This window comes from Microbacterium sp. NRRL B-14842, from assembly GCF_050470785.1.
The window spans coordinates 1,809,433-1,826,836 of record NZ_JBFLUM010000001.1; the positions used below are offsets into that span (position 1 = coordinate 1,809,433).

Here is a 17,404-nt window from a genome sequence, read left to right on the forward strand (position 1 = left end):
CCCGTCACTCTACGATGCGAGGACCGGCGTCTGCGCGACCCGCCGCGCCTCCACGCGGTAGGACACCAGTGCGATGAGGAGACCGGCCACTGCGAGCACGGCGCCGGTCCACGCCGGCGCCGTGAAGCCCCAGCCGACCGCGATCACGATGCCGCCGAGGAAGGCGCCGAGGCTGTTGCCGATGTTCAGGGCGGAGTGGTTCATGGCCGCCGCGATGGACTGGTTGTCGCCGGCCACGTCCATCAGCCGGGTCTGGATCGTCGGGCTCAGCACGGACGAGACGAACCCGACGAGCACGACGACGAGGCTCAGGCTCACGATCCAGAACGAGAGCACCGCGAGGAGAGCGAACACGACCGCCATCGCGGCGAGACCGAGCAGCAGTGTGCGGCGGAGGTCGATGTCGGCGAGGTGACCGCCGACGAGGTTCCCGCCGGTCATGCCGAGCCCCATGAGCACGAGCACGATCGGCACGACCCAGTCCGGCGATCCGGCGACCTCCGTCACGAGCGGGGCGATGTAGCTGTAGACGGCGAAGAACCCGCCGAACCCGATCGCCCCGACGCCGAGCGTGAACCACACCTGACCGATGCGGAACACCCCGAGCTCGGCCCGCATCGTGCGCCCGGGGTTCCCCGGGTGCGCGGGCACGAACAGCGCGATGAAGACGGTGGCGAGCGCGAAGACGAGCGCGACGACGGCGAAGGCCGCGCGCCAGCCCCATTCCTGGCCGAGGAAGGTGCCCAGCGGCACCCCGATGACGTTGGCGACCGTGAGTCCGGTGAGGATGAACGCGACGCCCTTGGCACGGTTGCCCGGTCCCATCACGTCGGCGGCGACGAGCGCGCCGATGCCGAAATACGCACCGTGCGGGAGCCCGGCGAGGAAGCGCGATACCCCGACGAGCTCGAACGTCGGCAGCACCACGGTGAGCGCATTGAACACCGTCAACGCCAGGGCGAGCACGATCATCACCCGGTGCCGCGGATAGCGGGCGACGAAGCCGGCGATGGTCGGGGCGCCGATGACCACGCCGAGCGCGTACAGCGAGATCAGCCAGCCGGCCTGGCTCAGCGCCTCCTCCTGGCTCGACGCCCAGACGGACGGGAGGAGGTCGGCGGCGATGTTCGGCAACAGGCCCATGACGACGAACTCGGTCATGCCGATGCCGAAACTGCCGATGGCGAGGGAGAGGAGCGCCCACTTCGCCGCACCCCTCGAAGGTGTCGAGGGATTCACCGGTTCAGCTTACCGGTCGTCGGACTCCTCGATCGCCGCCTCCAGGCGCTCGACCTTGGCGTCGAGCTCCCCGGTGTAGCCGGGACGGATGTCCGCCTTGAGGACGAGGGACACCCGCGATCCGTACGGCATGACCGCCTCGGTCGCCCGCTTGACCACGTCCATCACGGTGTCCCAGTCGGGCCCCTCGATCTCGGTGAACATGCTCGTCGTGCGGTGCGGGAGCCCGGAAGCACGGACGACGCGCACCGCGGCGGCCACGGCATCGTGCACGGAGGCATCGCTGCGGTCGGCGCCATCGGCGGGCGTGCCGCTGGGGGCGACGGAGAAGGCGATCAACATGGGTTCACTCCTGGGTTCGGGGACGGCGGACGACGGGGACACGCGCGAGCGCGACGGCGCTCACGACGGCGAGGATGACGAGCAGGACGTTCCGCATCGTGAGCAGCAGGACGGGGGCGGCTTCGGCCCGCAGCAGCCCGTCGTAGCTCAGCGGATACACGAGACAGGTGAGCAGGCACAGCGCGAGCACGAGCGCCGCGGCGGCCCGCGCGCGGCGGCGGTCGAGCACGAGCCACAGGATCACGGGCGCCAGCAGCCAGGTCTGGAACTGCGGCGAGCCGACCTTGTTCAGAGCGATGAGCACCGTCACCAGGAGCAGGGCCAGCGGCGGGAAGAGTCGCGCGAACGACGCGCCGCGGGCGGCCTTGACCCCGCCGGCGAGCGCGACGACGACCACGGCGAGGGCGAGGAGCGGGGTGAGGACCGTGGAGACGACCTCCGCTCCCGGCGCGACGATCTGGAAGGTGAGGATGTCGTAGCTGTACTCGATGCGGGCGGCCCCCGTCACGGCCATCCAGAGGAACGGCGTCGCGGCGACCGCCTCGATCTGGAGCCCCCGGCCGGTCTGTGCGGTGAGGAAGCCGAGGATCTCGGTGTCGGCGCCGAGCAGCAGGAGCGCCACCACCACACCGGCGGTGACCCCCGCGGCGGTCAGGAGCATCCGCAGCCGCGCCCTCCCGGCCACGACCGCCGCGAGGAGGAGCGCACCGGGCCAGATCTTGATCCAGGCGCCGATGGTCAGCAGCGCCGCGGCGATGGTGGGGCGGGTGACCAACCACAGACCGGCGACGACGGCGAGGGGCACGGTCACGGCATCGATCCTGTACAGCGCGATGGGTCCGAGGAGCAGCAGCGCCGCACACCAGAACCACGCGGCTGTCCGACGCGCCCGTACGCGTCCGCGCCCGACGAGGACGGCGAACGCCAGGGCGTCGAGCGCCGTCACCAGCAGTGCCCAGCCGATGAGGTAGGCGCCGGAGACGCCGAGCAGCGGGAGGAACGGTGCGGCGAGCCCGGCCGCGAGCATCATCGGCAGGAGCGCGAGCTGCGGATACACCCAGGACTCCGTGACGCCCACGACCTCCCCGCCGCTCCACGCCGCGGTGGCCCAGGGCTCGTACACGAGCACGACGTCCCCCATAGGCTGGCTCGGGTAGACCCAGCCCAGCCACGCGGTCATGAGGTGGACGAGGAGGAAGGCGATCCACAGGGCGAGCGCGCTCCTCCGGGTCGAGGTCCTCACGACAGGAGGTCCGCTACCGCGCGGGGCAGCGTCTCCGCGATGTCGAGCGCGACGATCGGATGGCCGCTCGCGCCCGCGGTCGCCGCGGCGGCGATGCGGGCGGCGTGCCCGTGCAGCCAGACGGCCGCCGCAGCGGACTCGACGAGCGGGCTGCCCGGATTCGCGGCGATCACGGCGGCGACGATCCCGCCGAGCACGTCGCCCGTGCCCGCCGTCGCGAGCCAGCCCGTTCCCGCCTCGACGGCGATCAGCGTGCCGTCGGGTGCGGCGAGCACGGTGCGCGCGCCCTTGCGCAGCACCACGCCGTCGATCGCGGCGGACACGGCGCGGACGTCTGCGAGATCGTCCGAGGCCCCGTCGATGCCGATGCGCTCCCGCAGCCGCGCGAACTCCCGGCCGTGCGGCGTGGCGACGAACGGGGCGCGTGCGGTCGGCGCCAGATCGAGCGCTCCGGCGTCGATGACCACGGGGACGTCGCCGCCGACGATCTCCCGCAGTGCCTGCGCCTCCGTCGCGCTCCGGTCGTCCGGGTCGGTCCCGGAGCCGATCACCCAGGCACCGATCCGCGTGCGTCCGGCATCCGGCCCGCCGACGGTCTCCGGGCGCCGCGAGAGCACCGCCGCGACCGCCGACGGCGCGCCCACGTAGCGGACGAACCCGGCGCCGGTGCGCCAGGCGGCTTCGACGCCGAGCACCGCGGCGCCGGGGTAGGCGGCCGATCCCGTGCGCACCCCCACGACGCCCCGCGAGTACTTGTCGTCCTCGACGGTCGGAGCGCGGAAGAACCGCGCCGCGTCGTTGCGGGACCACTCGCGCACGTCGCTCATGACTCCACGTTAGCCCGACGGCCCTGTCCCGTCCGCGTCGGCGGTACCGTCGAACGGTGAGTCTTCTCTTCTCCCCGCTGACCATCCGGTCCACCACGTTCCGCAACCGCCTCTGGGTGTCCCCCATGTGCATGTACAGCGCCATCGACGGCGTCGCGCAGGAGTGGCACCACACCCACCTCGCGCAGTTCGCTTCGGGGGGCGCCGGACTCATCGTGGCCGAAGCCACGGCCGTCGTGCCGGAGGGGCGCATCTCTCCCCGCGACCTCGGGCTATGGGACGACGCGCAGCGCGACGCCCTGGCCCCGATCGTCCGGGCGATCCACGACCGAGGGGCGGCAGCGGGCATCCAGCTCGCGCACGCCGGGCGGAAGGCCTCGACCTGGTGGCCGTGGGCGGACGAGCGCGGCACGGTCCCCGCCGCCGAGGGCGGATGGACGACCACCGCACCGTCGGCCGTGGCCTACGAGGGGTTCGCCGCGCCGGTCGCGCTGGACGCGGCGGGCATCGACCGCGTGGTCGACGGGTTCGCCGCCGCGACCCGGCGGGCGCGGGAGGCGGGATTCGACGTCATCGAGATCCACGGCGCCCACGGCTACCTCCTGCACCAGTTCCTGTCGCCGCTGTCCAACCTCCGTGAGGACGAGTACGGCGGCTCGCTGGAGAACCGGGCCCGGCTGCTGCTGCGCGTCGTGGACGCGGTGCGCGAGACGGCCGGCGACGACGTGCCGCTGTTCGTCCGCATCTCGGCGACCGATCACGCCGAGGGCGGGTTCACGCCCGAGGAGGCCGCGACGGTCGGCACCTGGGCGACCGCGTACGGCGCCGACCTCATCGACGTCTCCAGCGGCGGCCTCGTCGCGCACCAGCGCATCAGCGTCTCCCCCGGCTACCAGGTCCCGCTGGCCGAGACCGTCCGCCAGGGCGGGCGGATCCCGGTGTCGGCCGTCGGCCTCATCACCGCGGCCGCGCAGGCCGAACAGGTGCTCGCCGACGGCGCGGCCGACGCGATCTTCGCCGGACGGGAGTGGCTGCGCGACCCGCACTTCGCGCTCCGTGCCGCGCACGAGCTGGGCGACGAGGTCGCCTGGCCGCCGCAGTACGAGCGGGCGCACTGGCGCTGACGCCCACGACGAAGGCCGCCGGTTCCCGTGGGAGCCGGCGGCCTTCGCGTGTCGCGACGTCAGTGACCGCGGACGCGACGGGTCGCGTCCTGCACCTCGCCGACGAGCTCCTCGAGGATGTCCTCCAGGAACAGCACGGCGGTCGTCTCCCCCCGCGCGTCGCGGACCTTGGCCAGGTGACGGCCCGCACGTCGCATGACGGCGAGAGCGTCCTCCAGGTCGGTGTCCTCCTGCACGGGCACCATGTGATGGATGCGCTTGCCGGGGATCGGCTCGAGCACCTTGGCTTCGGCGTCCGGTCCCTCGGAGGCCCGCAGGATGTCCTTGAGGTGGACGTAGCCGATCGGGACGTCCTCGTCGTCGACGATCACGTAGCGCGAGAACCCGTAGCGGGCCACCGCCTTCTCGATGTCGTCCGGCGTGGTCGTCTGCGGCAGTGTGACCAGGTCGCTCAGCGGCACGGCCACGTCGCGGGCCTTCTTGTCGGTGAACTCCACCGCGGCCGTCACCGTGCCCGCGGTGTCCATGAGCACGCCCTCCCGGCGCGATTGACTGACGATCGTCGCCACCTCATCGAGCGTGAAGGTCGACGCCGCCTCGTTCTTCGGCTCCACCCGGAACAGGCGCAGCACACCGTTCGCCGCCGCGTTCAGCAGCCAGATCACCGGCATGAACACCTTCGACACCCACACCAGCGGCGTCGCCAGGAGCAGCACGGCCCGGTCCGGAATCGAGAACGCGAGGTTCTTCGGCACCATCTCGCCGAACACGACGTGCAGGAACGACACGATGAGCAGCGCGATCGTGAACGACACGACGTCCACCGCACCATCCGACCAGCCCACGGCGTGCAGCGGCACGGCGAGCAGGTGGTGGATGGCGGGCTCGGAGACGTTCAGGATGAGCAGCGAGCAGATCGTGATGCCGAGCTGCGAGGTCGCGAGCATGAGCGTCGCGTGCTCCATGGCGTACAGCGCCGTCTTGGCGGGACGCGAGCCGCGCTCCGCCTTCGGCTCGATCTGCGAGCGCCGCGCGGAGATCACCGCGAACTCGGCGCCGACGAAGAACGCGTTCGCCGCCAGCAGGACGACGAGCCAGGCGAGGCCTCCCCAATCGCTCACAGCGACACCCCCTCGATGATGACGGCATCCGGTCTCGGGACGTAGCGCACCCGATCCACCCGGCGTCCGTCCATGCGGACCACCTGCAGCGTGCCGCTCTCCAGGGGCACCTCGTCTCCGACGACAGGCACACGCTCCAGAACGCTCATGACGTAGCCGCCGACCGTGTCGTACACATCGCCCTCCGGCACCTCGACGCCCGCGCGGCTGCGCAGCTCGTCCGGGCGCAGCTCGCCGGGGAAGGTCACCCCGTCGCGGTTCCGGATGATCCCGGCCCTCGTCCGGTCGTGCTCGTCGGAGACCTCGCCGACGAGCTCCTCCACGAGGTCCTCCAGGGTCACGATGCCGGCGGTCCCGCCGTACTCGTCGACGACGACCGCGAGCTGGTAACCCCGGCCGCGGAGGTCCGAGATGAGCGCGTCGACATGGGCGGTCTCCGGCACGCGGAGCGGATCGGTCGCGAGAGCGCCGACGGGCACCTCGGCGCGACGCTCCCGCGGCACCGAGATGGCGGCCTTGAGGTGCACGACGCCGGTGATGTCGTCGAGGTCCTCGTCGAACACCGGGAAGCGGCTGTGGCCCGTGCGCCGGGCGAGTTGGATCACGTCGTCCACGGAGTCACCGGCGGCGATCGCGTGCATGCTCGGGCGCGCCGTCATGACGTCCGCCGCCGTGAGCCGGGAGAAGGTGAGCGTGCGGTCCAGCAGCGTGGCGGTGTCGGCCTCCAGAACTCCGGCGCTCGCCGACCGTCGCACGAGCGACGACAGCTCCTCCGCGCTGCGCGCGCCGGAGAGCTCCTCCTTGGGCTCGATGCCCATGCTGCGCAGCACGCCGTTGGCGCTGCCGTTCAGCACGACCACCGCCGGCTTGAACACCGTCGTGAAGGCGATCTGGAAGGGCACCACCAGCTTGGCCGTGGCCAGGGGCAGCGCCAGCGCGAAGTTCTTCGGGACGAGCTCGCCGAGGATCATCGAGAGCACCGTCGCGACGAACATCGCCACCACGGTCGCGATGGGAGCGACGGCGGCTTCCGGGATGTTCCAGGCGACCAGCGTGGGACGCAGGAGGTTCGACAGCGCCGGCTCCATCGTGTATCCGGTCAGCAGCGTGGTCAGCGTGATGCCGAGCTGTGCAGACGAGAGATGCGTCGACGTGTGCCGGAGAGCGCTGATCGTCAGGGAGAGGCGGGACTCCCCGCGCGCCTGCCGCGCCTCCAGATCCGCGCGGTCGAGGTTCACGAGGGCGAACTCGCTCGCCACGAAGAGGCCGGTGCCGACCGTGAGCAGAAGCCCCACGCCCAACATGATGTAGTCCATCAGATCTTCCTCTCCGGGGAGAGAACGGGACGGTGGGGCGATGTTCGGCAACTGGGAGGGTCGTCCATAGTGCGCTCGATTCTACAGAAGCGGACTGTGGACGCGGCAGGCATCACCAACTGACCGGCAGCGCCTTGCCCTCCTCATATCCCGCCGCGGACTGCAGTCCGACGAGGGCGCGCTCGTGGAACTCCGGCACGGTCGCAGCACCGGCGTACGTGAAGGACGACCGCACGCCCGAGGTGATCATGTCGAGCAGGTCCTCCACTCCCGGCCGCAGCGGGTCGAGATAGATCTTCGAGGAGGAGATGCCTTCGGCGAACAGCTCCTTGCGCGCCCGCTCGTACGCGTCGAGCCGACCGAACCGCGCCTGCACGGCCTTCGTGGACGCCATCCCCCACGACTCCTTGAACAGCCGCCCGTCCGCGTCGCGCTGGAGCTCCCCCGGGGCCTCGATCGTCCCGGCGAACCAGGAGCCGACCATGACGGAGGCGGCACCGGCCGCGAGCGCGAGGGCGACGTCGCGGGGGTAGCGCACCCCGCCGTCGGCCCAGACGTGCGCTCCGGCCTCGGCGGCGGCCGCGGCGGTCTCCAGCACCGCGGAGAACTGCGGACGACCGACCGCCGTCATCATCCGGGTCGTGCACATCGCCCCGGGGCCGACGCCGACCTTGAGGATCGAGGCGCCCGCGTCGACGAGATCCCGGACGCCGTCCGCGGTGACGATGTTCCCCGCGACGATCGGGAGCCCGAGGCCGAGGGACGCGACCTCCTGCAGCGCCCGGAGCATGCCCTCCTGGTGACCGTGCGCGGTGTCGACGACGAGCACGTCCACGCCGGCGGCCGCGAGCGCCTTCGCCTTGGCCGCCACATCGCCGTTGATGCCGACCGCCGCGGCCACCGCGAGGCGGCCGTCGGCGTCCACGGCCGGGCGGTACAGGGTGGCGCGCAAGGCGCTGCGCGCGCTCAGCGTCCCGACGAGGTGGCCGTGGTGCACGACGGTGACGATCTCGACGTCCGCCTCGGTGATGACGTCGAAGGCGTGACGCTCGGAGCCGATGTCGTCCGCGTCGATGGACGGCGTCCCCCGGTGCACGAGGTCGCCGAGCTGTGCATCGGGCAACGCGGTCGCCAGACGCGTCGCCGGAAGGACGCCGACGATGCGGTCCACAGCGATCGGCGCCGCGCCGTGGGCCACGACGATCCCGTGTCCCACGGCGGCCGGAAGCAGGCGGAGGGCGTCGGCGACGGTCGCCTCCGGGGGCAGCACGAGCGGCGTGTCCCAGAGCACCGGCTGCCCCTTCACGTCGCGGATCGCGGCGTCGAGCTCCTGGAGCGGCAGGTCCTGCGGGAGCACGCCCAGCGCCCCGCGGCGTGCGAGCACGGCGGCGATGCGCGGCCCTGTCACCGAGTTCATGTTCGCGGCGACGAGTGGCAGCGTCGCGGGCGTGCCGTCGTGCGGGGCGAGATCGACCTGCAACCGACTGGTGACGGCCGAACGGCGCGGCACCAGGAAGACATCCGAGTAGGTCAGATCGACGGTCGGCTGCGCACCTGAGAACTCCATGCCTCCACGGTACCCAGATCGGCGCGGCGCGGGTCGCTCTCTTCGACGTCTCCCCGGTCGAAACAGGTTAGGCTTGGTGGTCGAGAGTGTGCGGGCCCGAGCGCATCCTGCGTCGTGCGTCCGCATCGGAGATCTTCAGCGATGAAAGAGGGCGATAGAGCGTGTCGAACCAGGTGACCGGCGTCGGTGGCGACGGGGGGTTCGGAGCCAATTCCTGGCTCGTCGAAGAGCTCTACGAGCAGTTCAAGGAGAACCGCGACTCGGTCGACAAGGAGTGGTGGCCCATCCTGGAGAAGTACCACTCCGAGACCACCGCAGGCGGAGGCGCTGCTGCTCCCACCGCGACGACGGCCCCGGCACACCCCGTGACCGCGCCCATCCCGGTGATCGGCTCGCAGCCCGTCGCCCGCACCACGGCGAAGCCCGCGGCGTCCGCCCCGATCCCCGCCCAGGCGCCGAAGCCGAAGCAGGAATCCAAGGAGGCGCAGCCGCCCTCCGAGGAGGACAAGGTCACCCCGCTGCGCGGTCTGCCGAAGACCCTCGCCGCGAACATGGACGAGTCCCTCACCGTCCCCACCGCGACGAGCGTGCGCACGGTCCCCGCCAAGCTGATGATCGACAATCGCATCGTCATCAACAACCACATGGCCCGCACCCGCGGCGGCAAGGTCAGCTTCACCCACCTCATCGGCTGGGCGCTCATCCGCACCCTCGACGAGTTCCGCAGCCAGAACGTCTTCTACGCCGAGATCGACGGCAAGCCCTCCGTCGTGGCCCCGGCGCACGTCAACCTCGGCATCGCGATCGACCTGCCCAAGCCGGACGGCACCCGCGCCCTCATGGTCCCGAGCATCAAGCGCGCCGACACCATGACCTTCACCGAGTACCTCGCCGCCTACGAGGACCTCGTCACCCGCGCACGCTCCAACAAGCTCACCGCCGCCGACTTCCAGGGCACCACGGTCTCGCTGACCAACCCGGGCGGCATCGGCACGGTCCACTCGGTCCCGCGTCTCATGAAGGGCCAGGGCTGCATCATCGGCGCCGGTGCCCTCGAGTACCCGGCCGAGTTCCAGGGCGCCAGCGACAAGACGCTCAACGAGCTCGCGATCGGCAAGACGATCACGCTCACCAGCACCTATGACCACCGCGTCATCCAGGGCGCCGGCTCCGGCGAGTTCCTCAAGAAGGTGCACGAGCTGCTGATCGGCCAGCGCGGCTTCTACGACGACATCTTCGCCGCGCTGCGCATCCCGTACGCGCCCATCCGCTGGAACCCCGACATCGCGGTCGACCTCGCCGAGCGCGTCGACAAGCAGTCGCGCGTGCAGGAGCTCATCAACTCCTTCCGCGTGCGCGGTCACCTCATGGCCGACATCGATCCGCTCGAGTACCGGCAGCGCTCGCACCCGGACCTCGAGATCGAGAGTCACGGGCTGACGTTCTGGGACCTCGACCGCGAATTCGTCACCGGCGGCTTCGGCGGGCGCCGCGTCGCGAAGCTCCGCGACATCCTCGGCGTGCTGCGCGACTCCTACTGCCGCACGCTCGGCATCGAGTACATGCACATCCAGGACCCGGAGCAGCGCCGCTGGTTCCAGGACAAGGTCGAGGTCAAGTACCAGAAGCCCGGCCATGACGAGCAGCTGCGCGTGCTGCGCAAGCTCAACGAGGCCGAGGCCTTCGAGACCTTCCTGCAGACGAAGTTCGTCGGTCAGAAGCGCTTCTCCCTCGAGGGCGGCGAGTCGCTGATCCCGCTCCTCGACGAGATCCTCCAGGGCGCGGCCACCGCCGGTCTCGAGGGGGCCGCGATCGGCATGGCCCACCGCGGTCGCCTGAACGTGCTCACCAACATCGCCGGGAAGACCTACGGCCAGGTCTTCCGCGAGTTCGAGGGCACGCAGACCCCCGGCAACCAGCGCGGCTCCGGCGACGTGAAGTACCACCTCGGCACCGAGGGCACCTTCGTCGCCGACGACGGCTCCTCGCTCCCCGTGTACCTGGCCGCCAACCCCTCGCACCTGGAGACGGTCGACGGCGTGCTCGAGGGCATCGTCCGCGCCAAGCAGGACCGCAAGCCCATCGGCACCTTCGCCTGGCTGCCGATCCTCGTCCACGGCGACGCGGCCTTCGCCGGCCAGGGCGTCGTCGTCGAGACGCTGCAGATGTCGCAGCTGCGCGGCTACCGCACCGGCGGCACGATCCACGTGGTCGTCAACAACCAGGTCGGCTTCACCACGACGCCGAGCGACGCCCGCACCTCGGTCTACGCCACCGACGTCGCCAAGACGATCCAGGCACCCGTCTTCCACGTGAACGGCGACGACCCCGAGGCGGTCATCCACGTGGCCCAGCTCGCGTTCGAGTACCGTGAGCGCTTCCACCGCGACGTCGTGATCGACCTCGTCTGCTACCGCCGACGCGGTCACAACGAGGGCGACGACCCCTCGATGACGCAGCCGCTGATGACCGACCTCATCCAGGCGAAGCGCTCCGTCCGCCGCCTCTACACGGAGTCGCTCGTCGGTCGCGGTGACATCACCGAGGAGGAGTACGACGAGGCCAAGGCCGACTTCCAGAACCGCCTGGAGATCGCCTTCGCCGAGACGCACGCCGCCGAGACCGGAGCCACCCCGATCGCCCCGGAGGAGGCCCCGCAGGTCGAGGACCAGGTCGGAGCCCCCGAGGTCACCGGTGTCCCCGCGGAGGTCATCCGCCTCATCGGCGATGCATTCGTGAACAAGCCCGAGGGCTTCACCGTGCACCCGAAGATCCAGCAGCTGCTGGAGAAGCGTCTCGACATGAGCCGCAACGGGAACATCGACTGGGGCTTCGGCGAGCTGCTCGCCTTCGGGTCGCTTCTCGTCGAGGGCACTCCGGTGCGCCTCGCCGGCCAGGACTCGCGCCGCGGGACGTTCGTACAGCGTCACGCCGCGCTCCATGACCGGGCGAACGGCCAGGAGTGGCTGCCGCTGTCGAATCTGTCCGACGCCCAGGGCCGCTTCTTCGTCTACGACTCCCTCCTCAGCGAGTACGCCGCACTCGGCTTCGAGTACGGCTACTCCGTGGAGGCTCCCGAGGCCCTGGTGCTCTGGGAGGCGCAGTTCGGCGACTTCGTCAACGGCGCGCAGTCGGTCATCGACGAGTACATCTCCGCCGCGGAGCAGAAGTGGGGTCAGCAGTCCAGCGTCACCCTCCTGCTCCCCCACGGCTACGAGGGTCAGGGGCCGGACCACTCCTCCGCACGCATCGAGCGGTTCCTGCAGCTGTGCGCACAGGACAACATGATCGTGGCGCGTCCGTCGACGCCGGCGTCGCACTTCCACCTGCTGCGCCGTCAGGCCTATGCCCGCCCGCGCAAGCCGCTGATCGTGTTCACCCCGAAGGCGATGCTGCGCCTGCGGGGAGCGACGAGCCCGGTCGAGGCGTTCACCGGCGGTCGGTTCGAGCCGGTCATCGACGACGACCGCGGTCTCGATCGTTCCGCCGTGAAGCGCGTCCTCGTGCACAGCGGCAAGGTGCATTGGGACCTCCGCGCCGAGCTGGAGAAGAACCCGAACCCGGAGATCGCCCTGGTGCGTCTGGAGCAGCTCTACCCGACACCCATCGACGAGCTGAAGAAGATCACCGACTCGTACCCGAACGCCGAGCTCGTATGGGTGCAGGAGGAGCCGGAGAACCAGGGCGCCTGGCCGTTCCTGGCCCTCGCGTTCGCGGATGTCCCCGGCGACCGCTCCTTCCGCCCCGTGTCGCGTCCGGCTTCGGCGTCTCCGGCGACGGGCTCGTCCAAGGTGCACGCCACCGAGCAGGCCGCTCTGATCCGCGCGGCGGTCACCCTCGGCTGATCCGCTCTCGGACGACGAGAAGGGCGCCCCGGCTTCGGCCGGGGCGCCCTTCTCGTCGTCCGGGGATCAGTACCAGATGTCGAGGGACGGAGCCGGGAAGGCGACGAACGCGCGGTCCAGGGCCTCGACGGCCGCGGGCGCGCCGGCGATCCGGCCCGCACCGTGCAGCGCGGCGACACGGATACTGCCTGCGTAGATCGACGAGAGCGCGGAGACGTCGAGGACGAGGTCCGCCCCCGTATCCGGAGCCGCCTCGACGCGCGCCTGCCCCTCGGCGTCGATGCGCAGACGCCACGTGCCCGCGGCGAAACCGAGCGCGTCCTCGATGCGGAGCACCGTGTCCAGGGGCGCGGCGTAGGACCGGGCCGTGAGCGCGGCGGGGACGTCCAGGACGCGGAGCCAACCGTGGTCGTGCACCTCCTGGGTGACCCCACGCGGGTCTCCGACGAGCCACGGCAGCGGGTCGTCGAGAGGACGGAGGTCGGCGGTCACCTCGTCCACGAGATCGTGCTGCAGCGCGAATCGCCACAATGCGGCCGTCGCCTCCGCCGTCTCGCCGACGAGCAGACGCACGTGCAGCGCGAACCGGAAAGTGCCCCCGCGCTCGGCGAGGTGGAACGCCATCACGCCGCGCACCTGCCCGGACTCGTCGCGATAGCGGATACCGCGCACCCGGTCCCGGTCGGTGTCTGTGCTCGCGAGCCCGCTGATGCCCGCCCAGCGGGCCGGCCATCCGGGGACCTGCCCCGATCGGGCGATACGCACCCGCTCGTGCGCCTCCGCCAGCGCGGCCGCGAGCTCTTCGCGCTCGAGGTACTCGACGCCGCCCGCGGGACCGGGCCCCGCCCATCCGGCGCGGCGGACGTCGACGGTGAACCGCGACACCGGGACGGCAGAGCCGAAGCCGTACCGCCCGTAGATCGTCGCCTCGGACACCGTGAGCCCGGCGACCGGGAGACCGGCGTCGGAGGCGGCGCGCAGCTCCCCCTCCAGCAGCGCCCGCGCGATGCCACGACGACGATGGGTGCCGGCCACCGTGACTCCGCTGATCGCCCACATGCCGATCTCACCGCCGGGGATCGTCAGCGGAGTCACCCAGGAGTCGATGGTCGCCACGGGGAAACGGTCGGCCGGGGTGTCGGGCTCGTACACGCCGATGTTGCGCCGGCTCCTCAGGTTCCCGACGCCTTCCTCGCGAGCCGCCTCCGAGGGGTCGGCGCCGAGGAACCCGCGCGCCATCGCTCGCTGGAAGGCGGCCACCCGCGCCGAGTCCGTCGTATCGAGGACCCGGTAGTCGAGGTCCTGTGCCGCGAGGCGGTCGACGGAGGTCTGGTCAGCGGGGATCCCGCGCGCATCGATGAGGGCCATGCACACAGCCTACGGGCGGTCTCCGACGCCCCGCACGCGCTCGCAGCGCCTCAGTGCTGTGCGGCCTGGACCTCGCGCAGCCGGGCGAACACCTGGTCGCGCAGCTCCTCGGGAGCGGTCTCCTTGCAGGCACGGGCGATGACCTCGGTGAGGGTCGTCGCCACCAGAGCCTCGTCCCGGCACGCCGGGCAGTTCTCCAGGTGCTCGCGGATCTCGGCGTGCTCCGTCTTGCACACCTCATTGCGGAGGTACTCCTCCAGATCCTGACGGGCCTTGTCGCAGCCGCAGTCGCTCATTTCTTGCTCCTCGGGTCAGCCGCGGCGATTCCCCGCTCCGCGGCGTAGTCGGCCAGCAGCTCCCGCAGCATCCGCCTGCCACGGTGCAGACGGCTCATGACGGTGCCGATGGGGGTCTTCATGATGTCGGCGATCTCCTGGTACGCGAAGCCCTCGACGTCGGCGAGGTACACCGCGAGACGGAAGTCCTCCGGGACCGCCTGCAGCGCGTCCTTGACGACCGACGCCGGCATGCGGTCGATGGCCTCGGCTTCGGCCGACCGGCTGTGCGAGGCCGTCGTCGACTCGGCGCCGCCGAGCTGCCAGTCCTCGAGCTCGTCGATGGTGCCCTGGAACGGTTCGCGCTGCCGCTTCCGGTAGATGTTGATGTACGTGTTGGTGAGGATCCGGTACAGCCACGCCTTCAGGTTCGTTCCCTGCGCGAAGGTCGACCACGACCCGTAGGCCTTGACGAAGGTCTCCTGCACGAGATCGGCGGCGTCCGCGGGATTGCGCGTCATGCGCATCGCGGCGGCGTAGAGCTGGTCCATGAAGGGGAGCGCCTGCTCCTCGAACTCGCGCCGAGGGTCGCCGACGGTGGCTGCGGTTGCGGTGTCGTCCATCACCGGCCAGTCTAGGCGGCTGAGGTCGATCACCTCGCGTTCCAGCGTCGCAGGCATCCTCTTCCCTTCGCACCGAAGCCGCCTCTCACGAGGACGGCGTTGCGTTTACTAAGGTGAGAACCGATGAGCGCCAAAAGGTATTCCCCCACCCGTGTGCAGGGCGCCTACCCCGCGCCCACGATCGACGGCCCGGTCCACGCCGAGCTCACGATCCCCGGGTCCAAGTCCCTCACCAACCGCGAGCTCCTCATCGCGGCCATCGCGGACGGCCCCGGCCGCCTGATCGCGCCGCTGCACTCTGACGATTCGCAGCGCATGGTGGAGGCCCTCCGCGCGCTCGGCGTCGGCATCGAGGAGGTCGACGCCGGCCACGAGTTCGGTCCCGACCTCGTGATCACGCCCGGCAAGCTCCGCGGCGGCACGACGATCGACTGCGGCCAGGCCGGGACCGTCATGCGCTTCATCGCGCCGCTGGCCGGCCTCGCCGAGCAGGACGTCCACCTCACCGCGCACGAGACGGCTCTGCACCGACCCATGGGCGGGCTCATCAGCGCCCTGCGCGACCTCGGCGTCGACATCGACGACGAGGGAACCTGGGCCCTCCCGTTCACCATCCGCGGCCACGGTCACATCCGCGGCGGTCGCGTGGAGATCGACGCGTCGGCCTCCAGCCAGTTCGTGTCCGGGCTGCTTCTGGCCGCTCCACGCTTCGACGTCGGCCTGCACCTCGTGCACACCGGCGAGCGGCTGCCGAGCCTGCCGCACATCGACATGACCATCGAGGCCCTCAGCCGCCGTGGCATCCGCATCGAGCGCCCCGCGGTCGGCGAGTGGCTGGTGGAGGCCGGGGTCCCCCGCGCCAAGGAGATCCCCATCGAGCCGGACCTCTCCAACGCGGCGCCGTTCCTCGCGGCCGCGCTCGTCACCGGCGGCTCCGTCGCGATCACCGGCTGGCCGGCGCACTCGACCCAGCCCGGGGCGCTGCTGCCCGAGATCCTGCAGGCTGCAGGCGCCCACGTCAGCCGTCATGGCGGGGTCCTCACCGTGCGCGCCGGTTCCGGCATCCGCGGGCTCGATCTCGACCTCTCCGCCGCCAGCGAGCTGACGCCGACCCTCGTGGGTCTCGCGGCCTTCGCCGACGGCCCCACGACGATCCGGGGCATCGGCCACATCCGCCTCCACGAGACCGATCGCATCGCGGCGCTCGTCGGCAACCTGCGCGCTCTGGGCGGGACCGCCGAAGAGCTCCCCGACGGCATCCGCATCGTGCCGGGCCCGCTCCGCGGTGGCTCCTGGGCGGCGCACCACGACCACCGGATGGCGACGACCGGCGCGCTCATCGGCCTCCGCGTCCCCGACGTCGTGATCGACGACATCGGCACCACCGCCAAGACCCTCCCGGAGTTCACCACGCTCTGGGAGCGGATGCTGCGAGGCTGACGGGTGAGCTGGCTGAGCGACGCCGACGACCTCGAGGACGACTTCGAGGACTACGACGAGAGCAGCATCCGGACCCGCCCGAACCCGAAGGCCAACCGACCGCGCACCAAGCGGCGCCCCGCGCACGAGGACGCGCAGGTCGGCCGCGTCCTGGGTGTGGACCGGGGCCGGTACTCCGTACTCCTCGACGAGGACACCCCACAGGAGCGCACGATCACCGCCGCCCGCGCCCGCGAGCTGCGGCGCACGCCGATCGTCACGGGCGACCAGGCACGCGTCGTCGGCGACACCTCGGGAGACGAGGGCACGCTCGGGCGGATCGTGGGGATCGTCGAGCGGACCTCGCTCCTGCGTCGCAGCGCCGACGACACCGACGAGGTCGAACGGGTGATCGTGGCGAACGCGGACCAGATGCTCATCGTCGTCGCCGCGGCCGATCCCGAGCCGCGTGCCCGCCTGGTCGACCGCTACCTCGTGGCGGCCCTCGACGCCGGGATCCGCCCCCTCCTCGTGGTGACGAAGACCGATCTCGCCGACCCGGCGCCCTTCCTCGCGCACTTCGACGGCCTCGACCTCCGCGTCTTCACGAGCGCACAGGACGAGATGCCCGTCGACGAGATCGGCGCGGCGCTCATCGGCCACTCGACCGTCTTCGTCGGGCACTCCGGCGTGGGCAAGTCGACCCTGGTGAACGTCCTGGTCCCGACCGCGGGCCGCGCCACCGGACACGTGAACCAGGTCACCGGCCGGGGACGCCACACCTCCTCCTCCACCGTGTCCCTCCGCTACGAGGGTCCAGGCGGCACGGGCTGGGTCATCGACACCCCCGGCGTGCGCTCCTTCGGGCTGGGGCACGTCGAGCCCGCGAACATCCTCGCCGCCTTCACCGAGCTCGCCGTCATCGCGGAGGACTGCCCGCGCGGCTGCACGCACCTGCCGGACGCGCCGGACTGCGCCCTCATCGAGGCAGCGGAGCGCGGCGAGCTGAGCGAGACGGGGCGGGCGCGGCTGGACTCGCTGCAGCGGCTGCTGCAGACCTTCGCCGACAAGGCGGAGCAGCCGCCCGGACGGTAG

The 17,404-nt window shown here is 71.3% G+C and carries 14 protein-coding genes; 4 read left to right on the top strand and 10 right to left on the bottom strand.

The features are described from left to right. Positions 1 to 9 precede the first annotated feature (9 nt). The 4 genes from AB1285_RS09050 to AB1285_RS09065 are packed head-to-tail and all read right to left on the bottom strand — an operon-like array spanning position 10 to position 3,651. Positions 10 to 1,239 (bottom strand): MFS transporter, encoded by a 1,230-nt coding sequence (locus AB1285_RS09050; protein WP_315637094.1) that lies wholly within the window; start codon positions 1,237 to 1,239, stop codon positions 10 to 12. A gap of 9 nt (positions 1,240 to 1,248) precedes the next feature. Then, complete coding sequence (locus AB1285_RS09055) at positions 1,249 to 1,581, bottom strand: thiamine-binding protein (protein WP_187663750.1); 333 nt, start codon at positions 1,579 to 1,581, stop codon at positions 1,249 to 1,251. 4 nt (positions 1,582 to 1,585) lie between these two features. Next, complete coding sequence (locus AB1285_RS09060; RefSeq protein WP_370428744.1) at positions 1,586 to 2,824, bottom strand: hypothetical protein; 1,239 nt, start codon at positions 2,822 to 2,824, stop codon at positions 1,586 to 1,588. Beyond that, positions 2,821 to 3,651 carry an ADP-dependent NAD(P)H-hydrate dehydratase gene (locus AB1285_RS09065; protein WP_370428743.1) on the bottom strand — a complete coding sequence of 277 codons (831 nt, stop codon included), beginning with the start codon at positions 3,649 to 3,651 and terminating at the stop codon, positions 2,821 to 2,823. Before AB1285_RS09065 ends, AB1285_RS09060 begins: the two co-directional genes overlap by 4 nt. Before the next feature lie 56 nt (positions 3,652 to 3,707). On the opposite strand from AB1285_RS09065, the gene AB1285_RS09070 reads away from it, so the two are divergent. Continuing rightward, positions 3,708 to 4,775, top strand: coding sequence for an NADH:flavin oxidoreductase/NADH oxidase (locus tag AB1285_RS09070; protein WP_370428742.1), 1,068 nt, complete (start codon positions 3,708 to 3,710; stop codon positions 4,773 to 4,775). Positions 4,776 to 4,834: 59 nt separating this feature from the next. On the opposite strand, the gene AB1285_RS09075 is transcribed toward AB1285_RS09070, so the two are convergent. From AB1285_RS09075 to AB1285_RS09085, 3 genes are all read right to left on the bottom strand, one after another. Next, on the bottom strand, positions 4,835 to 5,896 hold the full coding sequence (locus AB1285_RS09075) for a hemolysin family protein (RefSeq protein WP_187663746.1): 1,062 nt from the start codon (positions 5,894 to 5,896) through the stop codon (positions 4,835 to 4,837). Continuing rightward, positions 5,893 to 7,212: a hemolysin family protein gene (locus tag AB1285_RS09080; protein WP_060923227.1), complete on the bottom strand. Its 1,320-nt coding sequence runs from the start codon at positions 7,210 to 7,212 to the stop codon at positions 5,893 to 5,895. Before AB1285_RS09080 ends, AB1285_RS09075 begins: the two co-directional genes overlap by 4 nt. A gap of 112 nt (positions 7,213 to 7,324) precedes the next feature. After that, positions 7,325 to 8,779: a GuaB1 family IMP dehydrogenase-related protein gene (locus AB1285_RS09085; protein WP_363444560.1), complete on the bottom strand. Its 1,455-nt coding sequence runs from the start codon at positions 8,777 to 8,779 to the stop codon at positions 7,325 to 7,327. 161 nt (positions 8,780 to 8,940) lie between these two features. Between AB1285_RS09085 and AB1285_RS09090 the strand changes: the two genes are divergently transcribed. Further along, positions 8,941 to 12,624 carry a multifunctional oxoglutarate decarboxylase/oxoglutarate dehydrogenase thiamine pyrophosphate-binding subunit/dihydrolipoyllysine-residue succinyltransferase subunit gene (locus tag AB1285_RS09090; protein WP_187663744.1) on the top strand — a complete coding sequence of 1,228 codons (3,684 nt, stop codon included), beginning with the start codon at positions 8,941 to 8,943 and terminating at the stop codon, positions 12,622 to 12,624. A gap of 66 nt (positions 12,625 to 12,690) precedes the next feature. Here the strand turns inward: AB1285_RS09090 and AB1285_RS09095 are convergent, their stop codons facing one another. The 3 genes from AB1285_RS09095 to AB1285_RS09105 are packed head-to-tail and all read right to left on the bottom strand — an operon-like array spanning position 12,691 to position 14,947. Beyond that, a complete protein-coding gene (locus tag AB1285_RS09095) occupies positions 12,691 to 13,992 on the bottom strand; it encodes a GNAT family N-acetyltransferase (protein ID WP_370428741.1) in 1,302 nt (433 codons plus the stop codon). Between the two features lie 50 nt (positions 13,993 to 14,042). Beyond that, positions 14,043 to 14,288: a zf-HC2 domain-containing protein gene (locus AB1285_RS09100; protein ID WP_025103064.1), complete on the bottom strand. Its 246-nt coding sequence runs from the start codon at positions 14,286 to 14,288 to the stop codon at positions 14,043 to 14,045. Beyond that, positions 14,285 to 14,947, bottom strand: coding sequence for a sigma-70 family RNA polymerase sigma factor (locus AB1285_RS09105; RefSeq protein WP_025103063.1), 663 nt, complete (start codon positions 14,945 to 14,947; stop codon positions 14,285 to 14,287). The genes AB1285_RS09100 and AB1285_RS09105 overlap by 4 nt, the downstream gene beginning before the upstream one ends. A 66-nt stretch (positions 14,948 to 15,013) precedes the next feature. Between AB1285_RS09105 and aroA the strand changes: the two genes are divergently transcribed. Then, positions 15,014 to 16,330 carry a 3-phosphoshikimate 1-carboxyvinyltransferase gene (aroA, locus tag AB1285_RS09110; protein WP_259955261.1) on the top strand — a complete coding sequence of 439 codons (1,317 nt, stop codon included), beginning with the start codon at positions 15,014 to 15,016 and terminating at the stop codon, positions 16,328 to 16,330. 3 nt (positions 16,331 to 16,333) lie between these two features. After that, positions 16,334 to 17,404, top strand: a complete 1,071-nt coding sequence (rsgA, locus tag AB1285_RS09115; RefSeq protein ID WP_370428740.1) for a ribosome small subunit-dependent GTPase A — start codon at positions 16,334 to 16,336, stop codon at positions 17,402 to 17,404.

What these genes read in the sequence shown, in the direction of transcription:
- AB1285_RS09085 (WP_363444560.1), bottom strand. Translation starts at nt 8,779, where the DNA reads ATGGAGTTCTCAGGTGCGCAGCCGACCGTCGATCTGACCTACTCGGAT.
- AB1285_RS09080 (WP_060923227.1), bottom strand. Translation starts at nt 7,212, where the DNA reads ATGGACTACATCATGTTGGGCGTGGGGCTTCTGCTCACGGTCGGCACC.
- AB1285_RS09065 (WP_370428743.1), bottom strand. Translation starts at nt 3,651, where the DNA reads ATGAGCGACGTGCGCGAGTGGTCCCGCAACGACGCGGCGCGGTTCTTC.
- AB1285_RS09105 (WP_025103063.1), bottom strand. Translation starts at nt 14,947, where the DNA reads ATGCCTGCGACGCTGGAACGCGAGGTGATCGACCTCAGCCGCCTAGAC.
- AB1285_RS09095 (WP_370428741.1), bottom strand. Translation starts at nt 13,992, where the DNA reads ATGGCCCTCATCGATGCGCGCGGGATCCCCGCTGACCAGACCTCCGTC.
- AB1285_RS09100 (WP_025103064.1), bottom strand. Translation starts at nt 14,288, where the DNA reads ATGAGCGACTGCGGCTGCGACAAGGCCCGTCAGGATCTGGAGGAGTAC.
- AB1285_RS09055 (WP_187663750.1), bottom strand. Translation starts at nt 1,581, where the DNA reads ATGTTGATCGCCTTCTCCGTCGCCCCCAGCGGCACGCCCGCCGATGGC.
- aroA (WP_259955261.1), top strand. Translation starts at nt 15,014, where the DNA reads ATGAGCGCCAAAAGGTATTCCCCCACCCGTGTGCAGGGCGCCTACCCC.